At 61.6% G+C, this 17,509-nt stretch carries 14 protein-coding genes; 10 read left to right on the top strand and 4 right to left on the bottom strand.

The window, feature by feature from the left end; all coding sequences use genetic code 11:
- Entirely contained in the window at positions 1–432 is a 432-nt protein-coding gene (locus CKW09_RS19960) for a VOC family protein (protein ID WP_061796883.1), read from the bottom strand.
- Between the two features lie 603 nt (positions 433–1,035).
- On the opposite strand from CKW09_RS19960, the gene CKW09_RS19955 reads away from it, so the two are divergent.
- Positions 1,036–2,301, top strand: coding sequence for an MFS transporter (locus CKW09_RS19955; protein WP_061796881.1), 1,266 nt, complete (start codon positions 1,036–1,038; stop codon positions 2,299–2,301).
- A 37-nt stretch (positions 2,302–2,338) separates the two neighbouring features.
- Positions 2,339–3,148 (top strand): MoaF C-terminal domain-containing protein, encoded by an 810-nt coding sequence (locus CKW09_RS19950; RefSeq protein ID WP_095099065.1) that lies wholly within the window; start codon positions 2,339–2,341, stop codon positions 3,146–3,148.
- Here CKW09_RS19950 and lldD read toward each other — a convergent pair whose 3' ends face one another.
- From lldD to CKW09_RS19935, 3 genes are all read right to left on the bottom strand, one after another.
- Positions 3,149–4,288 (bottom strand): FMN-dependent L-lactate dehydrogenase LldD, encoded by a 1,140-nt coding sequence (gene lldD / locus CKW09_RS19945; protein ID WP_061796875.1) that lies wholly within the window; start codon positions 4,286–4,288, stop codon positions 3,149–3,151.
- A gap of 33 nt (positions 4,289–4,321) precedes the next feature.
- Positions 4,322–5,905 (bottom strand): L-lactate permease, encoded by a 1,584-nt coding sequence (locus tag CKW09_RS19940; RefSeq protein WP_095099062.1) that lies wholly within the window; start codon positions 5,903–5,905, stop codon positions 4,322–4,324.
- Between the two features lie 332 nt (positions 5,906–6,237).
- Positions 6,238–7,158 carry a LysR family transcriptional regulator gene (locus CKW09_RS19935; protein WP_061797022.1) on the bottom strand — a complete coding sequence of 307 codons (921 nt, stop codon included), beginning with the start codon at positions 7,156–7,158 and terminating at the stop codon, positions 6,238–6,240.
- A gap of 437 nt (positions 7,159–7,595) precedes the next feature.
- On the opposite strand from CKW09_RS19935, the gene CKW09_RS19930 reads away from it, so the two are divergent.
- The 8 genes from CKW09_RS19930 (at position 7,596) to CKW09_RS19895 (ending at position 17,507) form a co-directional block, all read left to right on the top strand.
- Positions 7,596–7,802: a DUF4762 family protein gene (locus tag CKW09_RS19930; RefSeq protein ID WP_061796871.1), complete on the top strand. Its 207-nt coding sequence runs from the start codon at positions 7,596–7,598 to the stop codon at positions 7,800–7,802.
- A gap of 160 nt (positions 7,803–7,962) precedes the next feature.
- Complete coding sequence (locus CKW09_RS19925; RefSeq protein ID WP_095099059.1) at positions 7,963–8,628, top strand: DsbA family protein; 666 nt, start codon at positions 7,963–7,965, stop codon at positions 8,626–8,628.
- Entirely contained in the window at positions 8,628–9,584 is a 957-nt protein-coding gene (locus tag CKW09_RS19920) for a hypothetical protein (RefSeq protein ID WP_061796868.1), read from the top strand. Before CKW09_RS19925 ends, CKW09_RS19920 begins: the two co-directional genes overlap by 1 nt.
- Before the next feature lie 19 nt (positions 9,585–9,603).
- Positions 9,604–11,736 (top strand): ATP-binding cassette domain-containing protein, encoded by a 2,133-nt coding sequence (locus CKW09_RS19915; protein WP_095099055.1) that lies wholly within the window; start codon positions 9,604–9,606, stop codon positions 11,734–11,736.
- A gap of 1 nt (position 11,737) precedes the next feature.
- The gene (locus tag CKW09_RS19910; protein WP_167387258.1) at positions 11,738–12,904 is read left to right on the top strand and encodes an efflux RND transporter periplasmic adaptor subunit; all 1,167 of its coding nucleotides are present in this window, start codon (positions 11,738–11,740) and stop codon (positions 12,902–12,904) included.
- Positions 12,894–14,849 carry an ABC transporter permease gene (locus CKW09_RS19905; RefSeq protein WP_061796864.1) on the top strand — a complete coding sequence of 652 codons (1,956 nt, stop codon included), beginning with the start codon at positions 12,894–12,896 and terminating at the stop codon, positions 14,847–14,849. The genes CKW09_RS19910 and CKW09_RS19905 overlap by 11 nt, the downstream gene beginning before the upstream one ends.
- Positions 14,846–16,240: an efflux transporter outer membrane subunit gene (locus CKW09_RS19900; protein ID WP_095099050.1), complete on the top strand. Its 1,395-nt coding sequence runs from the start codon at positions 14,846–14,848 to the stop codon at positions 16,238–16,240. The genes CKW09_RS19905 and CKW09_RS19900 overlap by 4 nt, the downstream gene beginning before the upstream one ends.
- A complete protein-coding gene (locus tag CKW09_RS19895) occupies positions 16,233–17,507 on the top strand; it encodes a beta-ketoacyl-[acyl-carrier-protein] synthase family protein (RefSeq protein WP_095099047.1) in 1,275 nt (424 codons plus the stop codon). Before CKW09_RS19900 ends, CKW09_RS19895 begins: the two co-directional genes overlap by 8 nt.
- Positions 17,508–17,509 lie beyond the last annotated feature (2 nt).

Raw genomic sequence — 17,509 nt, 5'->3', positions numbered from 1 at the left:
TTACTCCCCGTCGCGCGGCCGGTGATGAACGTATTCGATCTGGGTGCCGTCCGGCAGGCGGGCGTTGAAACAGGCGCCGGTGGGCACCTCCACCGGGCCGAAAAATATCTCGGCGCCGGCTGCCAGCAGGCGCTGGTGATAGGGGTAGATATCATCCACCAGCAGCGTGCCCAGGGTGCTGCGGAAGGGGCGAAGGTTTTCTTCCGAACCCTCCAGGATCAGAAACGGCCCGACGGCCGCCAGCACCAGCCGGTGCTCGGGAAAGTCAAAGCGCATGTCCGCGGTGACGCCGTGCAGCTGTTGGTAGAAAGCGATGGCGCGGTCAATTTCCCCTTCGCCGACATATACCCGGATCAGCACGCGCGGCTCGCGCAGCGCCGAAGAGTCGGCGGTCTTGCGCCAGAAACCCGCCTTGGTCAGTGTTGCCGTCATGATGGTTCTCCTGAGTCACTCTTGCCAACCAGCATAATGCGGCCATTTTACCGGCGCGATTAGAACGAATTGGCATGAGCTAGCGGCGGCGGCCATAACGGCCCGGGGTCAGTGCGCGGTTCAGCGGAAAAGTGACGTTTGCTGTGATTCGCATCACGCTCTGCAGCTTTGCCATCGTTAAGCTAATTTCGCGTTAGCCAGCGGCGCGGCTTTCCCTCATTAGAGTTAGCTCGGTGCGCGGAGAATAAATAAGTCGCAATAATTCAAATAATAAACCTGCTGCTGCGGCCAGCGGAACAGGGCTAGCCGAAGAGATATCAATAACAGCCGCTTAAGTTTGATTGGTTAATTTATTCATGAATTTCCGGTTGGCCTGCGGTTTATTGTTTTGAAAAGTACCTGGAAATAAATCTTAGCCGATTAAAAACAAGTAACTATAAATTAATCGGGTGATTTTTATGGCGTTTTAATATGCCGATGGCGGCGTGTGTTTTATCCCAGGGCGGCCGGCTTGACAGCGCCGTTAGCTGGGATAAGTTTATCTCATTAACATGTTAATAATTTAGCGTCGTATTTATAAGTTAATCAGGGATAAATGACTCTATGAATAAATCGTCTGGGCAGCGTTCGACATTGCGCGAAGAAAACCGTTTGCTGGTGATCCTGTTTTTCGTATTTGGCTGCGTGTTTGTCGATCGTCTCACCATTTCATTTCTGTTTCCGATGATTGCCGCCGATCTGCAGCTGAGCAACGTGCACCTGGGCACCCTGTCGGCGGTACTGGCGTTGACCTGGGCGCTGTCCGGCGCCGGCCTGGGGGCGATTGCCGATCGCTTCGATATTCGCAAGCCGATGCTGATCGTCTCGATCCTGGTGTTTTCCCTGTTCTCCGCGCTGTCGGGGCTGGTGAGCGGTTTCGCCATGTTGCTGATCTTCCGCGCCCTGATGGGGATCGCCGAAGGGCCGGTCCTGCCGATTGCGCAATCGCTGATGGTGGAGAAATCGCAACCGCAGCGGCGCGGTTTCAATATGGGCATGATCCAGGGCGCGGCGCCGGGATTATTAGGCGGAATTATCGCGCCGCCGCTGATTATTTATCTGGCGCAGACCTGGGGTTGGAGCATGGCGTTTCATTTGACCGCCGTGCCGGGCGTTATTTTAGCCTGGCTGATTTATAAAAATGTTAACGGCAAAAAAGATCCCGCTTTTATCGCCGTGCCGGCCGCCAAGGCCCCGGCGGAAAAGGGCGCTTATCGCCAGCTGTTCAACATTAAGAATGTGGTGTTGTGCATTCTGATTTCCTGCGTTTTCGTCACCTGGTTTATGGTGATCATTACCTTTACCCCCAGTTTTCTAGTGACGGATCGCGGCTTCGGCGAGGGCGCCATGGGCGGGGTCATGAGCGCCATCGGCGCCGCCTGGGTGTTCTGGGGCGTCGCGGTGCCGGCCATCTCCGATCGCCTCGGGCGCAAGCCGACGCTGATTTTCTTTTCGCTGCTGGCGATCTGTTGCCCGCTGTTTCTGAGCTACGTCGACAACCTGTGGCTGCTGGGCGGGCTGGTGTTCCTGTCTTATACCGGCCTCGGCTGCTTTACCCTGTTTATGGCCACCATCCCGTCCGAAACGGTATCGCCGGCCCGCATCGCCACCGCGCTGGGGTTGGTGATGGGCATTGGCGAAGTGATCGGCGGCTGTTTGGCGCCCTTTATCGCCGGCCTGCTCGCCGACCGCTACGGCCTGGTCAGCGTGATGTGGCTGGCGGCCATCGGCGCCGCCTGCGCCGGCGTATTGAGCTGTTTTCTCGATGAAACCGCCCCTGCGGTGCTAAGCCGCAGAGCGTTGAAAACCGAAGGCGTCGCCGATGCCTGAGCCGGTTTTTCCCCCTAATCAATCAAGGAGAGCGAACATGTCTGCAGAACAATCAGTATTGAATCAGAATGCCGAGCCGGATTGGAAAAACTACGACGACTTCGCCCGCGGCATCGATACCAACCGTCTGCCGGCCAGCCACGACTGGCGGGGGAAAACCTTGAGGATGGTCTTCGAAGGGGGGGAAGAGATGACGCTGCGTTTCAGCGCCGATCGGCAACGGCTGCTTTGGGCGCTGCAGGGCGAAAGCGGCGAAGAGGTGTATGAAGAGGTGCGCACCTCGCCCGCGCGCTATTTCTTCAATATTCCGCTGCAGTCGCCGGGCAACGCATGCCTGACGCTGGTGCTCAATGCCGAAAGCGGCAGGGTGCTGATGGTGCGCAGCACCCTGTTGCCGGAGCAGGAGGTGGAGAAAGGCTCGCGGCTGAGCCAGGCGTTTAGGGTTGGCCAGATCGCGGAGGTCGCGCCGGGCGGGATCGTCCCTCATCTCACCCGCGAGCTGCTCGGTTACCGCACGCTGAACATTTACAGCCCTAACCATTATTACGAGCATTTTTACGTCAATACCGAACGCTACGCCTGGCAAAATCTGCGCGGTGAGCAGTTCGGCCACGGCGATATGGACTACGCCACCTACTACAAGTTTGAAGATGACATGTACCTGTTCACCTTCCGGGAGAAGATCATCCCGGTGTGCTCGGTGTTCTTTTTCGACTTTATTTCGGGGCGCTGCACCGGCACCTTCCTTGGGCTGGACGCCGCCGGCCAGGTGCGGGTAACGCCGGCCGGCGCCTTTATCCACAAAATGAGTTACAACGCCTATCCCGACGGGGTGCAGCCGCTGTAATCAGCGCGGGGCTACCAGCGATCCGGCGCCGATCTCCGCAATGGTTTTCGCGCCGGTGAGCGTCATGGCGACGCGCATTTCCTTGTCGATCAGCTCCAGCAGGTTGCTGACGCCGGCGCCGCCGGCCGCGGCCAGCGCATAGACGAAGGCGCGCCCCAGCAGCACGCTGTCGGCGCCCAGGGCTATCATGCGCACTACGTCCAAACCGCTGCGGATGCCGGAGTCGGCCAGCAGGGTAATATCCCCCTTCACCGCGTCGGCGATCGCCGGCAGAGCGCGGGCGGTCGACAGCACGCCGTCGAGCTGGCGGCCGCCGTGGTTGGAAACGATGATGCCGTCGGCGCCGAAGCGCACCGCATCCCGGGCGTCTTCAGGATCCAGAATGCCCTTGATGATCATCGGCCCGTCCCAGAACTCGCGGATCCATTCCAGATCTTTCCAGCAGATGGACGGATCGAAGTTGGCCCCCAGCCAGCCGATGTAATCCTCCAGGCTGGTAGGTTTGCCGCGATAGGCCGAAACGTTGCCCAGATCGTGCGGCTTGCCGAGCAGGCCGACGTCCCAGGCCCATTGCGGGTGGGTAAACGCCTGCAGCATGCGGCGCATGGCGGCGTGTGGGCCGCTCATGCCGGAGTGGGCGTCGCGATAGCGGGCGCCGGGCACTGGCATGTCGACGGTGAACACCAGCGTTTTCACCCCGGCGGCCCTGGCGCGCTCGAGGGCATTGCGCATAAATCCGCGATCTTTTAGTACGTACAGCTGGAACCACATCGGGCGATCGATCGCCGGCGCCACCTCTTCAATCGGGCAGACCGATACGGTGGAAAGGGTGAAAGGAATGCCTTTCTGCGCCGCGGCGCGCGCGGCCTGCACTTCGCCGCGGCGCGCATACATGCCGGTCAGCCCGACCGGCCCCAGCGCCACCGGCATCGCCAGCGTCTCGCCAAACAGCGTGGTTTCCAGGCTCAGCTCGGACATATTGCGCAGCACGCGCTGGCGCAGGGCGATATCGGCCAGGTCTGCGGTATTGCGCTTCAGCGTGTGTTCCGCGTAGGCTCCGCCGTCAATGTAGTGGAACAGAAAGGGCGGAAGCTTGGCCTGCGCGGCGGCCCGATAGTCGGTCGAGGCGGAGATAATCATGTTTTTTCCTTCTTTCGATAACGTGCATTTCGGTCAGAAAGCCAGGATTTGCGCCATGACGGCGGCGATCCCGCCGTACGCCAGCATCGGCAGCACGGTTTTTCTGATGATTTTGCCTTCGGCGTTGCCGATCCCGAGGATCGAGCACACGGCGATGATATTGTTCAGGCACACCATGTTGCCCATGGCGCCGCCAACCGACTGCAGCGCCAGCGTCAGGTTGACGTTCAGGCCGCCGCTCAGGGCGATCGACTGCTGGATGCCGCCGAACGTCAGGTTGGAGACGGTGTTGGAGCCGGAGAAGAACGAGCCCAGCGCGCCAAGGAAGGAAGAGAACAGCAGCCAGCTCTCTCCGGTCAGCGCGGCCAGCGCCTTGCCGATCAGGATCACCGGCGCGCTGTCTCCTCCCTGCATCATCAGGTTGACCATCACCAGCGCGCCGAACAGGGCGACAAAGGGCTTGCCGATGCGTCCGCCGGTTTCGCTGAACAGCTGTTTGACCTGGCCGCGGTTCAGCCGGAACAGCGGGATGCACAGCAGCACCACCAGCAGGAACGGGATCAGCGCCGGAACGTACAGCGTTTTGTAGCTGGCGGCGGCGGAGGTGCCCAACACCTGCTGCAGCTCAACGATCAGGGCGTCGCTGACGCGCAGTTCGCCCAGCCAGCCGAGCTTTCCCTGCCACAGCGGCGCGGTGCTGTTGAGCAGCGCCTTGATGCCCAGTTGGTGGATGCGGGTCACTATCAGGATAGCAATCAGCAGCAGGGTGGGGGTCATCGCCTTGACCACCTGCAGCAGAGGCACCGGCTGGCCGCGCGCTGCGCCGTTCTCGCCGCGCGCCAGGCCAATTCGGGCGCGGGCCAGCAATACCGACAGCGTCAGGCCGATGGCGCCGCCGACCAGCGCCGGGAACTCATAGTTGACCTGCGCCAGCAGCAGATAAGGGGCGGTGCAGCTCAGCACGCTGAGCAGAATAAACGCCAGATTGCGGCGAATATCCTGCCAGGAAACGATAAAGCGCAGCGCCAGCAGCGGAATGATAAACCCGGCGACGAAGTGGATCAGCGCGGTCTGGCGGCCAATCTCCAGCAGGCTGGCGTCCGGCAGGCCGAGGTTGGCGAAGCCGAACCAGGTGGGGGTGCCCACCGCGCCGAAGGAGACGGGAACCGAATTCATCACCAGCGTCAGCAGGGCGACGCGCAGCGGGTTAAAGCCCAGCCCGACCAAAATAGGCGCGGCGATGGCGGCCGGGGTGCCGAAGCCGCTGGCGCCCTCGATCATAAAGGCGAAGGCCCAGCCGATAATCATCAGCTGGGCCACAGGATTGGGGCTGATATTCTCCAGCCAGCGGCGCACCACGTTTTCCGCCCCGCTGATCTGCATCAGCTTGTTCAGCAAGATGGCGCCGGCGATGATGGTGATCGGCGTAAACACCGACACCAGCGCGGTGATGATATTGGCGTGCAGCAGGCGCGGCAGGCTGTCGAACCACAGCAGCTGTACGGCGTACACCGCCGCGGCCGTCAGCGGCAGGGCGAGGTAAGAGGGAACGCCGTTCCTTTTGGTCATCATCCAAATCAGCAGGACAATGGGCGCAATACTGAAGAACAGGGACATAAGAGCCTCAGGTTATTATTGTTTTTTGCAGGGATATGTAGCCGAAAGGTTAATTGCCGCAACATTTTCATTCTAATCACAACCCTGCGGGTTATTCCATGAGGTAATTTTTCAATGTCGGCAAACGGGGACGGGATTATTACTTTACGTAATTATTCACAAGTTGGCGGTGCGGTTAATCTTTTTAAAAATCAACTGGATGAAATGCGTTATTGTATGACGAATGCGCGACGTCACATTAATTAGGCGTTAATGCCCAATAGATTATGTCCAAAAGTGCAGTAATCCCCACGGCTATCATGCTCGCCGCGGGAATAAACTTGTGATCTGCTTCAAAAATAATGGCTGATGCTTTGGTAGGAGCGGATGATATGTTCGATCAGCAGACGGGTTTTCAGCGGTAAATTGCGGGTATAGGGATAAACGGCGTAAATGCCCAAGACCTTGCCGCAGTGGCCGGACAGAATTTCCGTCAGTTTGCCGTCCTGCAAATCTTCATACACCATGCAGCGCGGCACCATGGCGATGCCGTGGCCGCCGATCACCGCTTTGCGGATCGCCCTGGCGTTGTTGGCGGACAGGTTGCCGTTCACCTGCAGCTCGTAGATCTCGTTGCCGCCCGGCGCTTTCATCAGCCAGTTGGCGGTGCCGCTTTCCTGATAGGTATAGGTCAGGCAGTTATGGCCGAGCAGGTGATCGGCGCTGCGGGGTTCCGGATGGCTTTCAAGGTAGCCGGGCGAGCAGACGATCACCCAGCGGGAATCGAGGATCGGGCGGGCGATCAGGCTGGAATCGGGCATGGTGCCGGTGCGTATCGCCAGATCTATGCCTTCCTCGACCAGATCGACAAAGCGGTTCTCCAGCCGCATTTCTACCTTCAGGCTGGGGTGAAGCGCGCAAAACTCCGCCACGCTTTCGCTCAACAGCAGCTCGCCGGAAATGGTCGGCACCGACATGCGAATGGTGCCGGTCAACTGTTCGCTTTTTTCACTGACGGCGTAGAGCGCGTCCTGCACCTTTGCGCTGATGTCCTTGGCCTGCTGATACAGCGCCTGGCCGCTTTCCGTCAGCCTCAGGCTGCGGGTAGTGCGGTACAACAGGCGCGCGCCGAGGGATTTCTCCAGGCGGCCGATGCGCTTGCTGACCACGGAACTGGTGACGCCGGCGGTTTCGGCGGCTTTGCTGAATGAGCCGCAGTCAACAATCAGGGCAAACAGAATCAGGTCGTTGGCATATTCATGTGTGGCGAGCATGGGCATCCTGTCGTTGCGGCGGCCGGGTTGGTTCACCAGTGTAAATCCGGCGGGCCAGGAAGCAATCTTTTCATTGCCGAACGGCGGTCATCAAGACTGGTCAGATCTGATTGTTTCTCATTTTAAATGCTCATTTTTTGAGAAATATCCGTTGGCATAAATTGCGGCTATGAGTTGATGTTTATTTTTATTCTTAATTTACACCCTTATTTTAATGGAAATATCCGAGTTTTATTTATGCCAGGGTCAACTGACGTTATGCGTTGATGTAAATAATTGTATTGATCTGCCCTGGTGAGCTGGTTATTCTTTTTCAGGCATTTTCGTTGTTATTGATTCCTCGCTGTCATCCCTCTGGATTAGCGTTTTAGAATTGCTCCGCCTTTAATCGGGAGCATGTGGTGTGTTTTTTAATTTTAATATATAAGGACATTGTAATGAAAAAGATCAACCTCTCCGAAGCGGAAAAAATCGTTGGCGGTACCTATGTTAAAACCCGCGAGTATGAGTGGGTCGGCACCGGCGCGGCGAAAAGCTGCATGCTGGTGACAACCTGCTCAGACAAATACGGCTGGGTGAAGAAAACCTATCGCCCGGTCGCCGCTTCCAACTGCCCGGGCGGGCCGGTTACGCCTAACCGATAAGCGTTGAACGCCTGCGCTTAGGCCGGCTTTCATCGGTGGGGCGAGGTTATTCGCCCCACTTTTTATCCCGAGCGCGAGAACCCGGGCACAGTACCGAGCCGCCCCGGCAACCCGTTGCCGGAAGGGATGAATATTAATCTGTTCGCAGGATGCGCGCGCTATGTATCAACGTTATTTGTTATTCTTTGGCTATACCGTTTTCATTATTTTCGCTTCCTCTTTTATCACTTCGGCCTATTTCCATCACTACGTGATAAATCAACCCGCGCCGGAAAGTCTGATTTTCGTTTCCGCAGATAAAGTAAAAAACAGCCCGATAAAAGACGACGACGCGATTATCGAGCTGTTCTCCTATGCCTGCCATTATTGCGAGGCGAACGAGGATCAGGTTGCTGAACTGGAAAAAAACTTGCCCGTCGGCGCCAGGCTGGTACGGCTGCATGTCAACGGCGACGAAAAATCCCCCATGACGGCATTTGCACCGCTGTTCGCCACCCTGACCGTCATGGGCATCGAAGCGCAGCATCGTTCCGCCGCCTACCAGGCGGCCATCAAAGACAACCTGGATCTGACGGATGAAAGGCGCCTCCGCGGTTGGCTGAAGGCCAACGGCATCGACGAGGCGGAATATGCGCAAGCCCGCGGTTCGGCGCCGGTGCAACAGCTATTGGCATATATGACCGCCGTGAGCCGTCATTACCCGATCGGCGCGGCGCCGAGCTTTATCGTCAACAAAAAGTGGCTGGCGGTGCAGGACCGTGAGTTCCCGGCCTTCAGCGAGCAGCTGCTGTCTTTGCTGCAGCACGATAAACCGCTGGAGCCCTGATGCGACTGTTTACGGTGTGGGTTTTTCTGGCGTGGAAAAACGTTCTCGACCACCTGGCTCGCGTGGCCGGGGCCATTCGCCGGCTGGGCGACAGGCTCAGCGGCAGCCTGTTGCGGCATGTCGATTTCCGCCTCTGGCTGGGCGTGCGGCGGCGGCTGCACGCGGCTTGGCCGCTGTCGCGCCGCGCGCGCAACCGCCGTGCGGTGGCCGCGGCGAATCGCCATAGCCTGTTAGGGGAAGAGGATAGCCGCCCGGTAGACTTCGCCTGGCTGATGCAGCGGCGGCGGCTGCTGGATCTGGCGGCGGTTTATGCGCACAACGGCCCGCTGTTGGAGCAGCTCGCACGGTGCTCCGCACGGCTCAACCGGGTGGTGGAGCCGCTGCATCGGGCGGGCGTTCCGGTGATCCTGGCGCCGATGCATACGGTGTCCGACGTGCTGGCCGCGCTGGTGGGGGCCGACGTGTATCCGGGGCGGGCCACGGTGATCGTCTCGGGCGATGTGCAGCAGCACTTCCAGCGGGCGCCGGCCCACGGGTGGCGGCAGCGCCTCGACTGTTGCTCGATTCATGACGACCAACGGCGGGTTGCCGGCAAGCTGGCGCAGGCCGTGCTGGAGGCGGCGGATCATCGGCGCAACATCATCCTGTTTCCGGACATCACGCCGGATTACACCCTGCACGGCAATAGCGGGCCGACGGCCAAGCTGGCGTGTCGCCTGTTTCACCGTCCGGCGCAGTTGCACAGCGGCATCGTTCGCCTGTCGCGCGCGCTGCGCGCCCAGATGGTGTGCTACTCGCTTTATTACGATCGCGGGATCCATATTCGCATCGATGAACCGGTCGCGGCGGAAAATATCCGTCTCGCGCTGCCGGGGTTGGTCGAACAGGCCATGGTTCGGCACGCGGACGACTGGCTGTTATGGCACTCGCACTCATTGTTTTTTATTAATGAATAAGTCAGGAACCTGGAAACACATGGGAAATATCATTCCAACGCCGGTCTTTCAGAGTGAAATCAACGAGTGCGGCCTGGCCTGCGTTGCGATGCTGGCGGAAACGCAAGGGATCGCCACCTCGCTCCTGGCGCTGCGCGACCGTTATCCGGCTTCGCAGCACGGCACTTCGCTGGCCACGCTGTGTGAAATTCTGACTGAGCTGGCGGTGCCGGCCTACCCGGTGGCGTTCGAACATCAGGATCTGGCCGCGCTGCCTTTGCCGGCGATCCTGCATTACGGCGCCGGCCATTATGTTCTGCTGGCTTACCGAAAGGGCGACCACGTCTGCGTAATGAACCCGGCGCTGGGCCAGCAGCTGTTGCCGATCGGCGCCTTGAAAGCGGAAATCAGCGGCTATGCGCTGGTGCTGGATCGCGATAGCGCGCCGGCGGCAAATAGCGCCGCCCGGGCTGAGCGCGCCGGGCGCGGGCGGAGGTTCGCCGGCCTGAGCATGAAGGACACCGCCGCCATCGCCGGCGTTTATCGGCTGGCGGCGATGACGTTTGTTATCTCGCTGACGTTGTTCATCATGCCGTTGATGGTGGGGAATGCGATCAATCAGGTGTTTTCCACCGCCGGGGAAGTGGACTTCCCTTATTTCTACTATTTGTTGGCGTTCGTGATCTCCACCGCACTGGCGTTGGTCGCCCGCACGATTACCGAACGTTTCATCAAGCGTTTCGTGCTGCTGCACAGCGCCGCCGGCTTTGCCCGGCTGCTGGATAATTCGCTGAATTTCTTTAATAAACGCGCGCCCGGCGAGATCTTCAGCCGCTTTACCAGCTGGCAAATGGCCGCCGCACAAAAGATAGAGCTGGATAATGGCCTGCGTACCGACTGGATTATCGGCGCGATCGCGCTGGTGGCGATGTGTTGCCTGAGCCCGATATTGGCGCTGGTGCCGGTGATCGGCATGCTGTTCATGGGGGCGGTCAGCCTGTGGGCCATTTACCGCGACCGTTACTTTACCCAGCAGCTGCAGGTGAAGGGCGCCGCGCAAAACGACTTTATCCTGGAAACCATTCAGGGGTTTTCGACCATAAAATCCGCCGGGCTGGCCAGCCAGCGGCAGGCGGGGTTTGCCGCTCAGGCCCTTGCGCTGTTCACCTGTTTGCAGCAGCAAAAAGTCTATGAACAGGTGAAAGGCAGCGTTTACCAGCTGATCGGCAGCCTGGAAATGGTGCTTTTCATGTTGCTGGCGTTGCCGTTGCTGAAAAGCGGCGCGCTTAGCCTGGGGGCGTTCTTCGCTTACAGTTTCCTGCGCGAAATTTTCGCCGCCAACACCAGCAAGATTTTTTTCGCCATTTTGCATAAGAACCAACTGCATGTAATCGATGAACGCGCTCGCGATCTGTTTCCCGCCGTTCCCGTCGGCGGCTCGCCCGGCGCCCCGCGGGTGAGCGGTTTCGCCACCCGGCTGGATTACCGCGCGGTGACGTTTGCCTATGATGCCGGCCTGCCGGTGCTGCGCGATATGTCGCTGACGCTGGCGCGCGGGGAGTGTCTCGCCATTACCGGCGGCTCCGGCGCCGGCAAGAGCACGCTGCTAAAGGTGATCGCCTGTCTGTTGACGCCCCAGCGGGGGGCGCTGGAGCGGGATGGCCGGCCGATTGAGGGCGCAGCGGCGCAGCGGCTATTTTTCCTGCAGAGTCAGGAAGACATCTTGTTCAACGCCTCGGTGCTGCAGAACATTACGCTGTTTGCTCCCCCGGCGCCGGGGCAGGTGGCGCAGGTGGAAAGGATCCTGCTCGGTCTGGATTTGGCCGAGGCGGTGGCCAAGCTGCCCGGCGGGGTGAATGCGCCGGTGCGCGAAAGCCACGCCGGCCTGTCGTTGGGGCAACGGCAGCGGCTGTTGCTGGCGCGCGCGATGTACAGCAACAGCCCGGTGCTGGTGCTGGACGAACCTACGGCCAATCTGGACGAGCAGACAGCCGGTCGGGTGGTGGCGACGCTGCTGGCCCACTGCCGGGAACGGCGCAAGACGCTGATCGCCGTGACCCACAATCAGCGTCTGTTGCCGCTGTTTGACCGCGCCCTGCACATGGCGGATGGCCGCCTGAAAACCCTGGCCCTTGCCGCGGCAGGGGGGAAGCCTGATGCGACGGTGGCGTGACATGCCGGGAAAAAAAACGGCCAGGCTGCTGCTGCCGGCACTCGCCATTTTGGCGGCGATTGCCGGGGGGGCGGCGTTGCTGAACCGGCCGGCGGCGGTCGCGGCGCCTGCCGTGGCGCGCATCGATCGCGGCGACATCGAGAGAAACGTGCTGGCCACCGGCATTCTGAAACCGGCCCAGCAGGTTAACGTGGGGGCGCAGGTTAACGGGCAGTTGAAGAAACTGTATGTCAAACAGGGCGACCGGGTGGTTCAGGGGCAGCTGCTGGCCGAGATAGATCCGACCTTGCAGCACAACGAACTGCGCAAATCGCAGGCCGAGCTGAAGAGTGCACAGGCGCAGAAACTGGCGAGTGAGGCGCAGCTGACGCAGTACCGGCTGGAGCTGAAACGCCAGCTTGCGCTGCAGCGCGATCGCGCCGGCGTGCCCAGCGATCTGGAGAAAGCCCGGGCGCAGCGGGATGCGCAACGGGCTCTGCTGAAGATGAATGAAGCGCAGATTGTCCAGGCTGAAATGGCGCTGGAAACCGCCCGGGCCAACCTGGCTTTCACCCGCATCGTGGCGCCGATCGACGGTGAAGTTCTGGGCATCGTCACTCAGGAAGGGCAAACCATCGTGTCCTCGCAGAGCGCGCCGACCATTATGGTGCTGGCTAACCTGGATACCATGATGGTGCATACCCGCATATCGGAAACCGACATTCTCAGGGTGCGGACAGGGCAGCCGCTGTGGTTTTACGCCGCGGCCGATCCCCGGCGGCGCTATGACAGCGCCATGGGCTCCATACAGCAGGCGCCGGCCGAGGCGCTGGAGGCGGATCCGCTCGGCAGAAGCCTCAACCAGCAGGCGTCGGCGGTGTATTACAACGGCGTTTTTGCCATCGCCAACGGCGAGCGTCGGTTGCGCACCGCCATGACGGCGCAGGTGTTCATCACTACCGATCGCGCTACCGGCGCGGTGCGCGTGCCGATGGCCGCGTTAGGCGCATCGCCGGCAGCCGACCGGTATGAAGTGCAGGTGCGGCAGGGGGAGCGGATCGTCCCGCGCCGGGTCCGCATCGGCATTAGCGATCGCCGCTATGCCGAAGTGCTGCAGGGGCTGAGCGAAGGAGAGTGGGTGCTGCTGGCGCCGCAGCCGGATGATAAGGAGCAGGAAGATGACCGTTAACGCCGCGGCGATGATTGCTCTGGATAACGTCTCCCGCGACTTTATCGCCGGTGAGCAAAAAGTGCGGGTATTGAAGCAGGTTTCTCTGCGCATCGGCCGGGGGGAAATGGTGGCGATCGTCGGCGCGTCCGGTTCCGGCAAGTCGACGCTGATGAATATCATCGGCTGCCTGGACCAGCCGAGCGAGGGGAGCGTGCACATCAACGATGTGGCGATTCATCGCGCCGACGGCGATCGGCTGGCGCGGTTGCGCAGCCGCCATATCGGTTTTATTTTTCAGCGTTATCAGCTGGTGCCGTATCTGACCGCCAGCGAGAACGTGGCCATCCCGGCGCGGTATACCGCCATGCCGGCCGCTGAGCGCCGGCGGCGAGCGCAGTATCTGCTGACCCGTCTGGGGCTGTCTTCGCGAACGGAGCACCGCCCGGCGCAGCTCTCCGGCGGGCAGCAGCAACGCGTGAGCATTGCGCGCGCGCTGATGAACGGCGCCGAAATCATATTGGCTGATGAACCCACCGGCGCATTGGACAGCGCCAGCGGCCAGGATCTGATGAGCATTTTGCATGCGCTGCACGCCGCCGGGCATACCATTGTGGTGGTGACCCACGATCGGCGGATTGCCGAACAGGCGCAGCGGATCATTGAGATCGGCGACGGGCGGATCGTCGCCGATCGCCGCAGGCAGGCCCGGCCGGCTCCGCCGGGCGAATCGCCGCCGCCGCTGTCCAGCTCGCCCGACAGGGCGCATTTTTGGCCGGCGCTGAACGCGGCCCTCGGCATGGCGTGGCGTTCCCTGCTGGGGCACCGGGTTCGGGCCCTGCTGTCGATGCTCGGCATTATCATCGGCATCGCCGCGGTGGTTTCGTCGATCGCGATCGGTGAGGGGGCCAGGCAAAATATTATCAATGAAATCAGCCAGCTTGGGACCAGCACGCTGGAAATACGCCCGGGGCTGGGTTGGGATAAATCCCGCCCGGATTTTGCCCGCTCGCTGAGCCTGCGGGACGTTTCGCTGTTATCGGCCCTGCCCGACGTCGACAGCGTATCTCCGGTCGCCAGCGCGCAGGTGCTGGCCGTGCGGGCGGGGAAGCAGGTACCGCTGCCGGTGATGGGCGTCGGCGGCGATTATTTCCGCACGCAAGGCATCCGTCTGCTCGCCGGCAGCGGCTTTACCCGGCAGGATCTGGACGATCGCGAGCCGGTGGCGGTGATCGACACCCGGCTCAGGCAGGCGCTGTTTGCCGCCCGGCAGGATCCCATCGGGGAGATCCTGCAGCTGGCGGGCGTCCCGCATCGGGTGATCGGCGTGGCGCAGCGCCGCGGGGCCGGCTATGCCGGCGCTCAGCCGCTGGCCTGGCTGCCTTATGGCTCGCTAAGCGCCCGCATCGCGGGCGACGCGCCGCTGGAGTCGATCGTGCTGCGGGTAAGCGCAGGGGCTTCCCTGGCCGATGCCCAACGCGCCGCAACGCAACGGCTGATGCTGGAACACGGCCGGCGGGATTTCTTCATCCTGACCGACGACCAGATGACCCAGGCGATACAACGCGCTTCAGATTCCATGACCTGGCTGATCACCGCGATTGCAGGCATTTCCCTGCTGGTCGGCGGGGTCGGCGTCATGAACATCATGCTGGTTTCGGTGACCGAACGCACCCATGAGATAGGCATCCGGCTGGCGGCCGGCGCCAGAGAACGCGACATCATGCGCCAGTTTCTGATCGAAGCGGTGGTGATCTGCTGCCTGGGCGGCGCGCTGGGCATTGCCTGTTCCGCCTTGGTCAGCCTGGCATTGGCCTGGCTGGCGCCGCAAATGGTGATGGTGTTCACCTGGCCGCCCCTGCTGCTGGCCTGCGGTTTCTCGGCGCTGATTGGCATCGGGTTTGGTTTTTTTCCGGCGCGCACCGCAGCGCGCCTGCAGCCGGTGGAGGCGCTGGCGCGCGAATGAACAGAGGCTTAATTTTGCTGCTGGCCATAGTGATGCTCGGCGGCTGCGGCGGGCGCTCGCATCCAGGGGCGGCGCAATCGCAGGCGGCGTTGCCGCAGCATTGGCGACTCGCCGACCAGGCCGGCGGCGTGCCGCGCAGCGGGGCCGCATGGTGGGACAATTTCAACGATCCTCAGCTGTCGGCCTTGATTGGCGGCGTGCTGGCGAACAATCAGGATCTGGCGCTGGCCGGGCTGCAGCTGCGCATGGCCCTGCTGGATGCCGGATTAGTGAACGGCAACGTGACGCCGGACGCCACGGCGAGCCTGAGCGGCAGCAACAGCCGGACGTTACGCCGCGCCGGGCGCTCGCAGGAGAGCTATCGGGGCTCGCTGTCCCTGAGCTATGAGCTGGATCTGTGGGGCAAGCTGGCGCGCGCCCGTGAACAGGCCGCATGGCTGGCCGCGGCGTCGGCACTGGATCGGCAAAACACCGCGCTGGTGTTGATCGGCACCGGCGCCCGGCTTTATTGGCAGCTGGCGGACTTCAATCAGCGAATCGACAATCTGCAGGCGGCGCTGACGATCGCGCAAGGCACGTTGCAATTGGCGAGCGCGCGCCATGCCGCCGGCGATGTCGGCCAGTTTGAGCTGCTGCAGGCCCGGCAGCGGCTGCTGGAGCGAGAAAATCAGCTGTCCGATCTGCGGCAGCAGCGGGAGGCCGCGCGCAACGCTTTGGCGCTGCTATTCGGGCAGTCGCCGTTGGCGCGGCGTTGGGAGCGCCGTTCATTGGTTATCGAAAGCGTGGCGATCGTTCAACGTCAACCGGTGGCGGTGATTGCGCAGCGGCCGGACGTGCAGGCGGCAGAGCGCCGATTGCGCGCCGCGCTGGCGGGCGCCGAGCTGGCCAGCCTGAGTTTTTATCCGACGCTGAGTTTGAATGCCGTTCTTGATGCCGGCAGCCAGGCGTTCCGGCAATGGTTCGGCGACCCGACGCGCTCGCTGGGGGTGGCGCTGGCGCTGCCGTTTATCGAGTGGCGCAAGGCGCAGCTGACCGGTGAAAAAGCGTTGCTGCAGGCGCAGCAGGCGGAAATCCAGTTTCGCGATGCGGTCTATCGCGCCCTGGCGGACGTGGATAACGCCATGGCGCAGCGCCTGGACGCACAGCGGCAAATCGGCAATCAGCGGCAGCTGCTGGCGATGAGTCGGCAGGCGGTGTTTTTAGCCCAGCGCCAGTATCGCGCCGGCGCCGTGTCGCTGCAGACGCTGCTGGATGCCCAGGACAGCCTGCTGCTGAGCGAAAACGCGCTGTCGCAGCTGCAGTACCGCTATCTGAACGCCACCATGCAGCTTTGGCTGGCGCTGGGCGGCGCTGCCCCGGGCGATCGAGAAACAAGGGAGGATCATGAATAAGCAAATGCAGCCGAAACGGGTGGTGGTGACCGGCTACGGCGCGGTCACGGCCCTGGGCATGAATGTGCAGCAAAACTGGCAGGCGATGATGGAATATCGTCTGGCGTACCGTTATCACGATAAATCGGCGGCGGGGATCCGCGCGCGTTTTTTTGCGCTGATGGATCAGGAACCGCCCCTGGAGGGGGTTGCGCAATCCCTCCGCCGCCGGCTGCCGCGCTTTGCCCGATTGGCGTTGGCCGCGGCGAGCGAGGCAGTCGAGATGGCGTTTCCCCCGACGGCGGTTGGGCCGACCGAGGTTTACCCTGCGCTGGAGTGCGGCGTCATTATCGGCAGCGGGTGGGGGGGGCAGGACGAAGCGTCGCTCAATAATGCGGATTACCTGCAATCCGGATTGGGTCGCCTGTTTGGCGCTTTCCACTCGATGCCCAATATTGCGACGGCGATCTGCAGCCAGCGCTGGTGTTTACGCGGATACCAGAATTCGCCGGCGGCGGCCTGCGCGAGCGGCAGTATCGCCATTGGCGACGCGTTCGAGATTATCCGCTGGGGGCGGGCCTCGATGATGCTGGCCGGCGGCGCAGAGTCGCTGAGCGGTAATGGCGCCATCTGGAATATTGACGTGTTGCGCATGCTGACCCATGAGCAACAGGACATCACGAAAGCCAGCTGCCCGTTCAGCCGCGATCGCAATGGCTTCGTGCTGGCGGAAGGCGCAGCGGTGCTGTGCCTGGAAGAACGTGAGGCCGCTGTGGCGCGCGGCGCGACAATACTGGGCGAAATCAAAGGCTACGGCAGCTGTTCGGATGCCTTTGATCTTACCGCGCCGGCGGAGGATAAACAGGCCAGGGTGCACAGCATACGGCGGGCGCTGAGACAGGCCGGGCTGCGCAGCCACCAGATTGACTATATCAATGCGCACGGCACTTCAACGCCGCTCAATGACCTGAACGAAACCGAGGCCATCAAGCTGGCGCTGGGCCGGGATGCCTACCGCACGCCGCTCTCCAGCACCAAATCCTTTACCGGCCATCTGATCGGCGCCTCCGGCAGCTTTGAGTCCATCATCTGCCTGTTGGCGCTGCAGCAGCAAATAATGCCGGCCACCTGCCATCTGCATGAGGCCGATCCGGCCTGCGATCTCGACTATATCAGCCAGGGGCACCGCCCCGGCCGCCTGCGGAACGTCATGAACCTCAGCTTTGGTTTTGGCGGGGCGAACGCGGCGCTGGTCTTCGGCAAACATGAGATTGATAACCAGGAGTGATA

This window comes from Serratia ficaria (assembly GCF_900187015.1).
Lineage (GTDB): Bacteria > Pseudomonadota > Gammaproteobacteria > Enterobacterales > Enterobacteriaceae > Serratia > Serratia ficaria.
The sequence above is the reverse complement of the archived record's forward strand: the minus strand, read 5'-3'. Positions and strand labels throughout refer to the sequence as shown.

Bases quoted from the DNA above. Each gene is read 5' to 3' on its own strand.
- CKW09_RS19960 (WP_061796883.1), bottom strand. From the start codon at position 432: ATGACGGCAACACTGACCAAGGCGGGTTTCTGGCGCAAGACCGCCGAC.
- CKW09_RS19955 (WP_061796881.1), top strand. From the start codon at position 1,036: ATGAATAAATCGTCTGGGCAGCGTTCGACATTGCGCGAAGAAAACCGT.
- CKW09_RS19950 (WP_095099065.1), top strand. From the start codon at position 2,339: ATGTCTGCAGAACAATCAGTATTGAATCAGAATGCCGAGCCGGATTGG.
- lldD (WP_061796875.1), bottom strand. From the start codon at position 4,288: ATGATTATCTCCGCCTCGACCGACTATCGGGCCGCCGCGCAGGCCAAG.
- CKW09_RS19940 (WP_095099062.1), bottom strand. From the start codon at position 5,905: ATGTCCCTGTTCTTCAGTATTGCGCCCATTGTCCTGCTGATTTGGATG.
- CKW09_RS19935 (WP_061797022.1), bottom strand. From the start codon at position 7,158: ATGCTCGCCACACATGAATATGCCAACGACCTGATTCTGTTTGCCCTG.
- CKW09_RS19930 (WP_061796871.1), top strand. From the start codon at position 7,596: ATGAAAAAGATCAACCTCTCCGAAGCGGAAAAAATCGTTGGCGGTACC.
- CKW09_RS19925 (WP_095099059.1), top strand. From the start codon at position 7,963: ATGTATCAACGTTATTTGTTATTCTTTGGCTATACCGTTTTCATTATT.
- CKW09_RS19920 (WP_061796868.1), top strand. From the start codon at position 8,628: ATGCGACTGTTTACGGTGTGGGTTTTTCTGGCGTGGAAAAACGTTCTC.
- CKW09_RS19915 (WP_095099055.1), top strand. From the start codon at position 9,604: ATGGGAAATATCATTCCAACGCCGGTCTTTCAGAGTGAAATCAACGAG.
- CKW09_RS19910 (WP_167387258.1), top strand. From the start codon at position 11,738: ATGCCGGGAAAAAAAACGGCCAGGCTGCTGCTGCCGGCACTCGCCATT.
- CKW09_RS19905 (WP_061796864.1), top strand. From the start codon at position 12,894: ATGACCGTTAACGCCGCGGCGATGATTGCTCTGGATAACGTCTCCCGC.
- CKW09_RS19900 (WP_095099050.1), top strand. From the start codon at position 14,846: ATGAACAGAGGCTTAATTTTGCTGCTGGCCATAGTGATGCTCGGCGGC.
- CKW09_RS19895 (WP_095099047.1), top strand. From the start codon at position 16,233: ATGAATAAGCAAATGCAGCCGAAACGGGTGGTGGTGACCGGCTACGGC.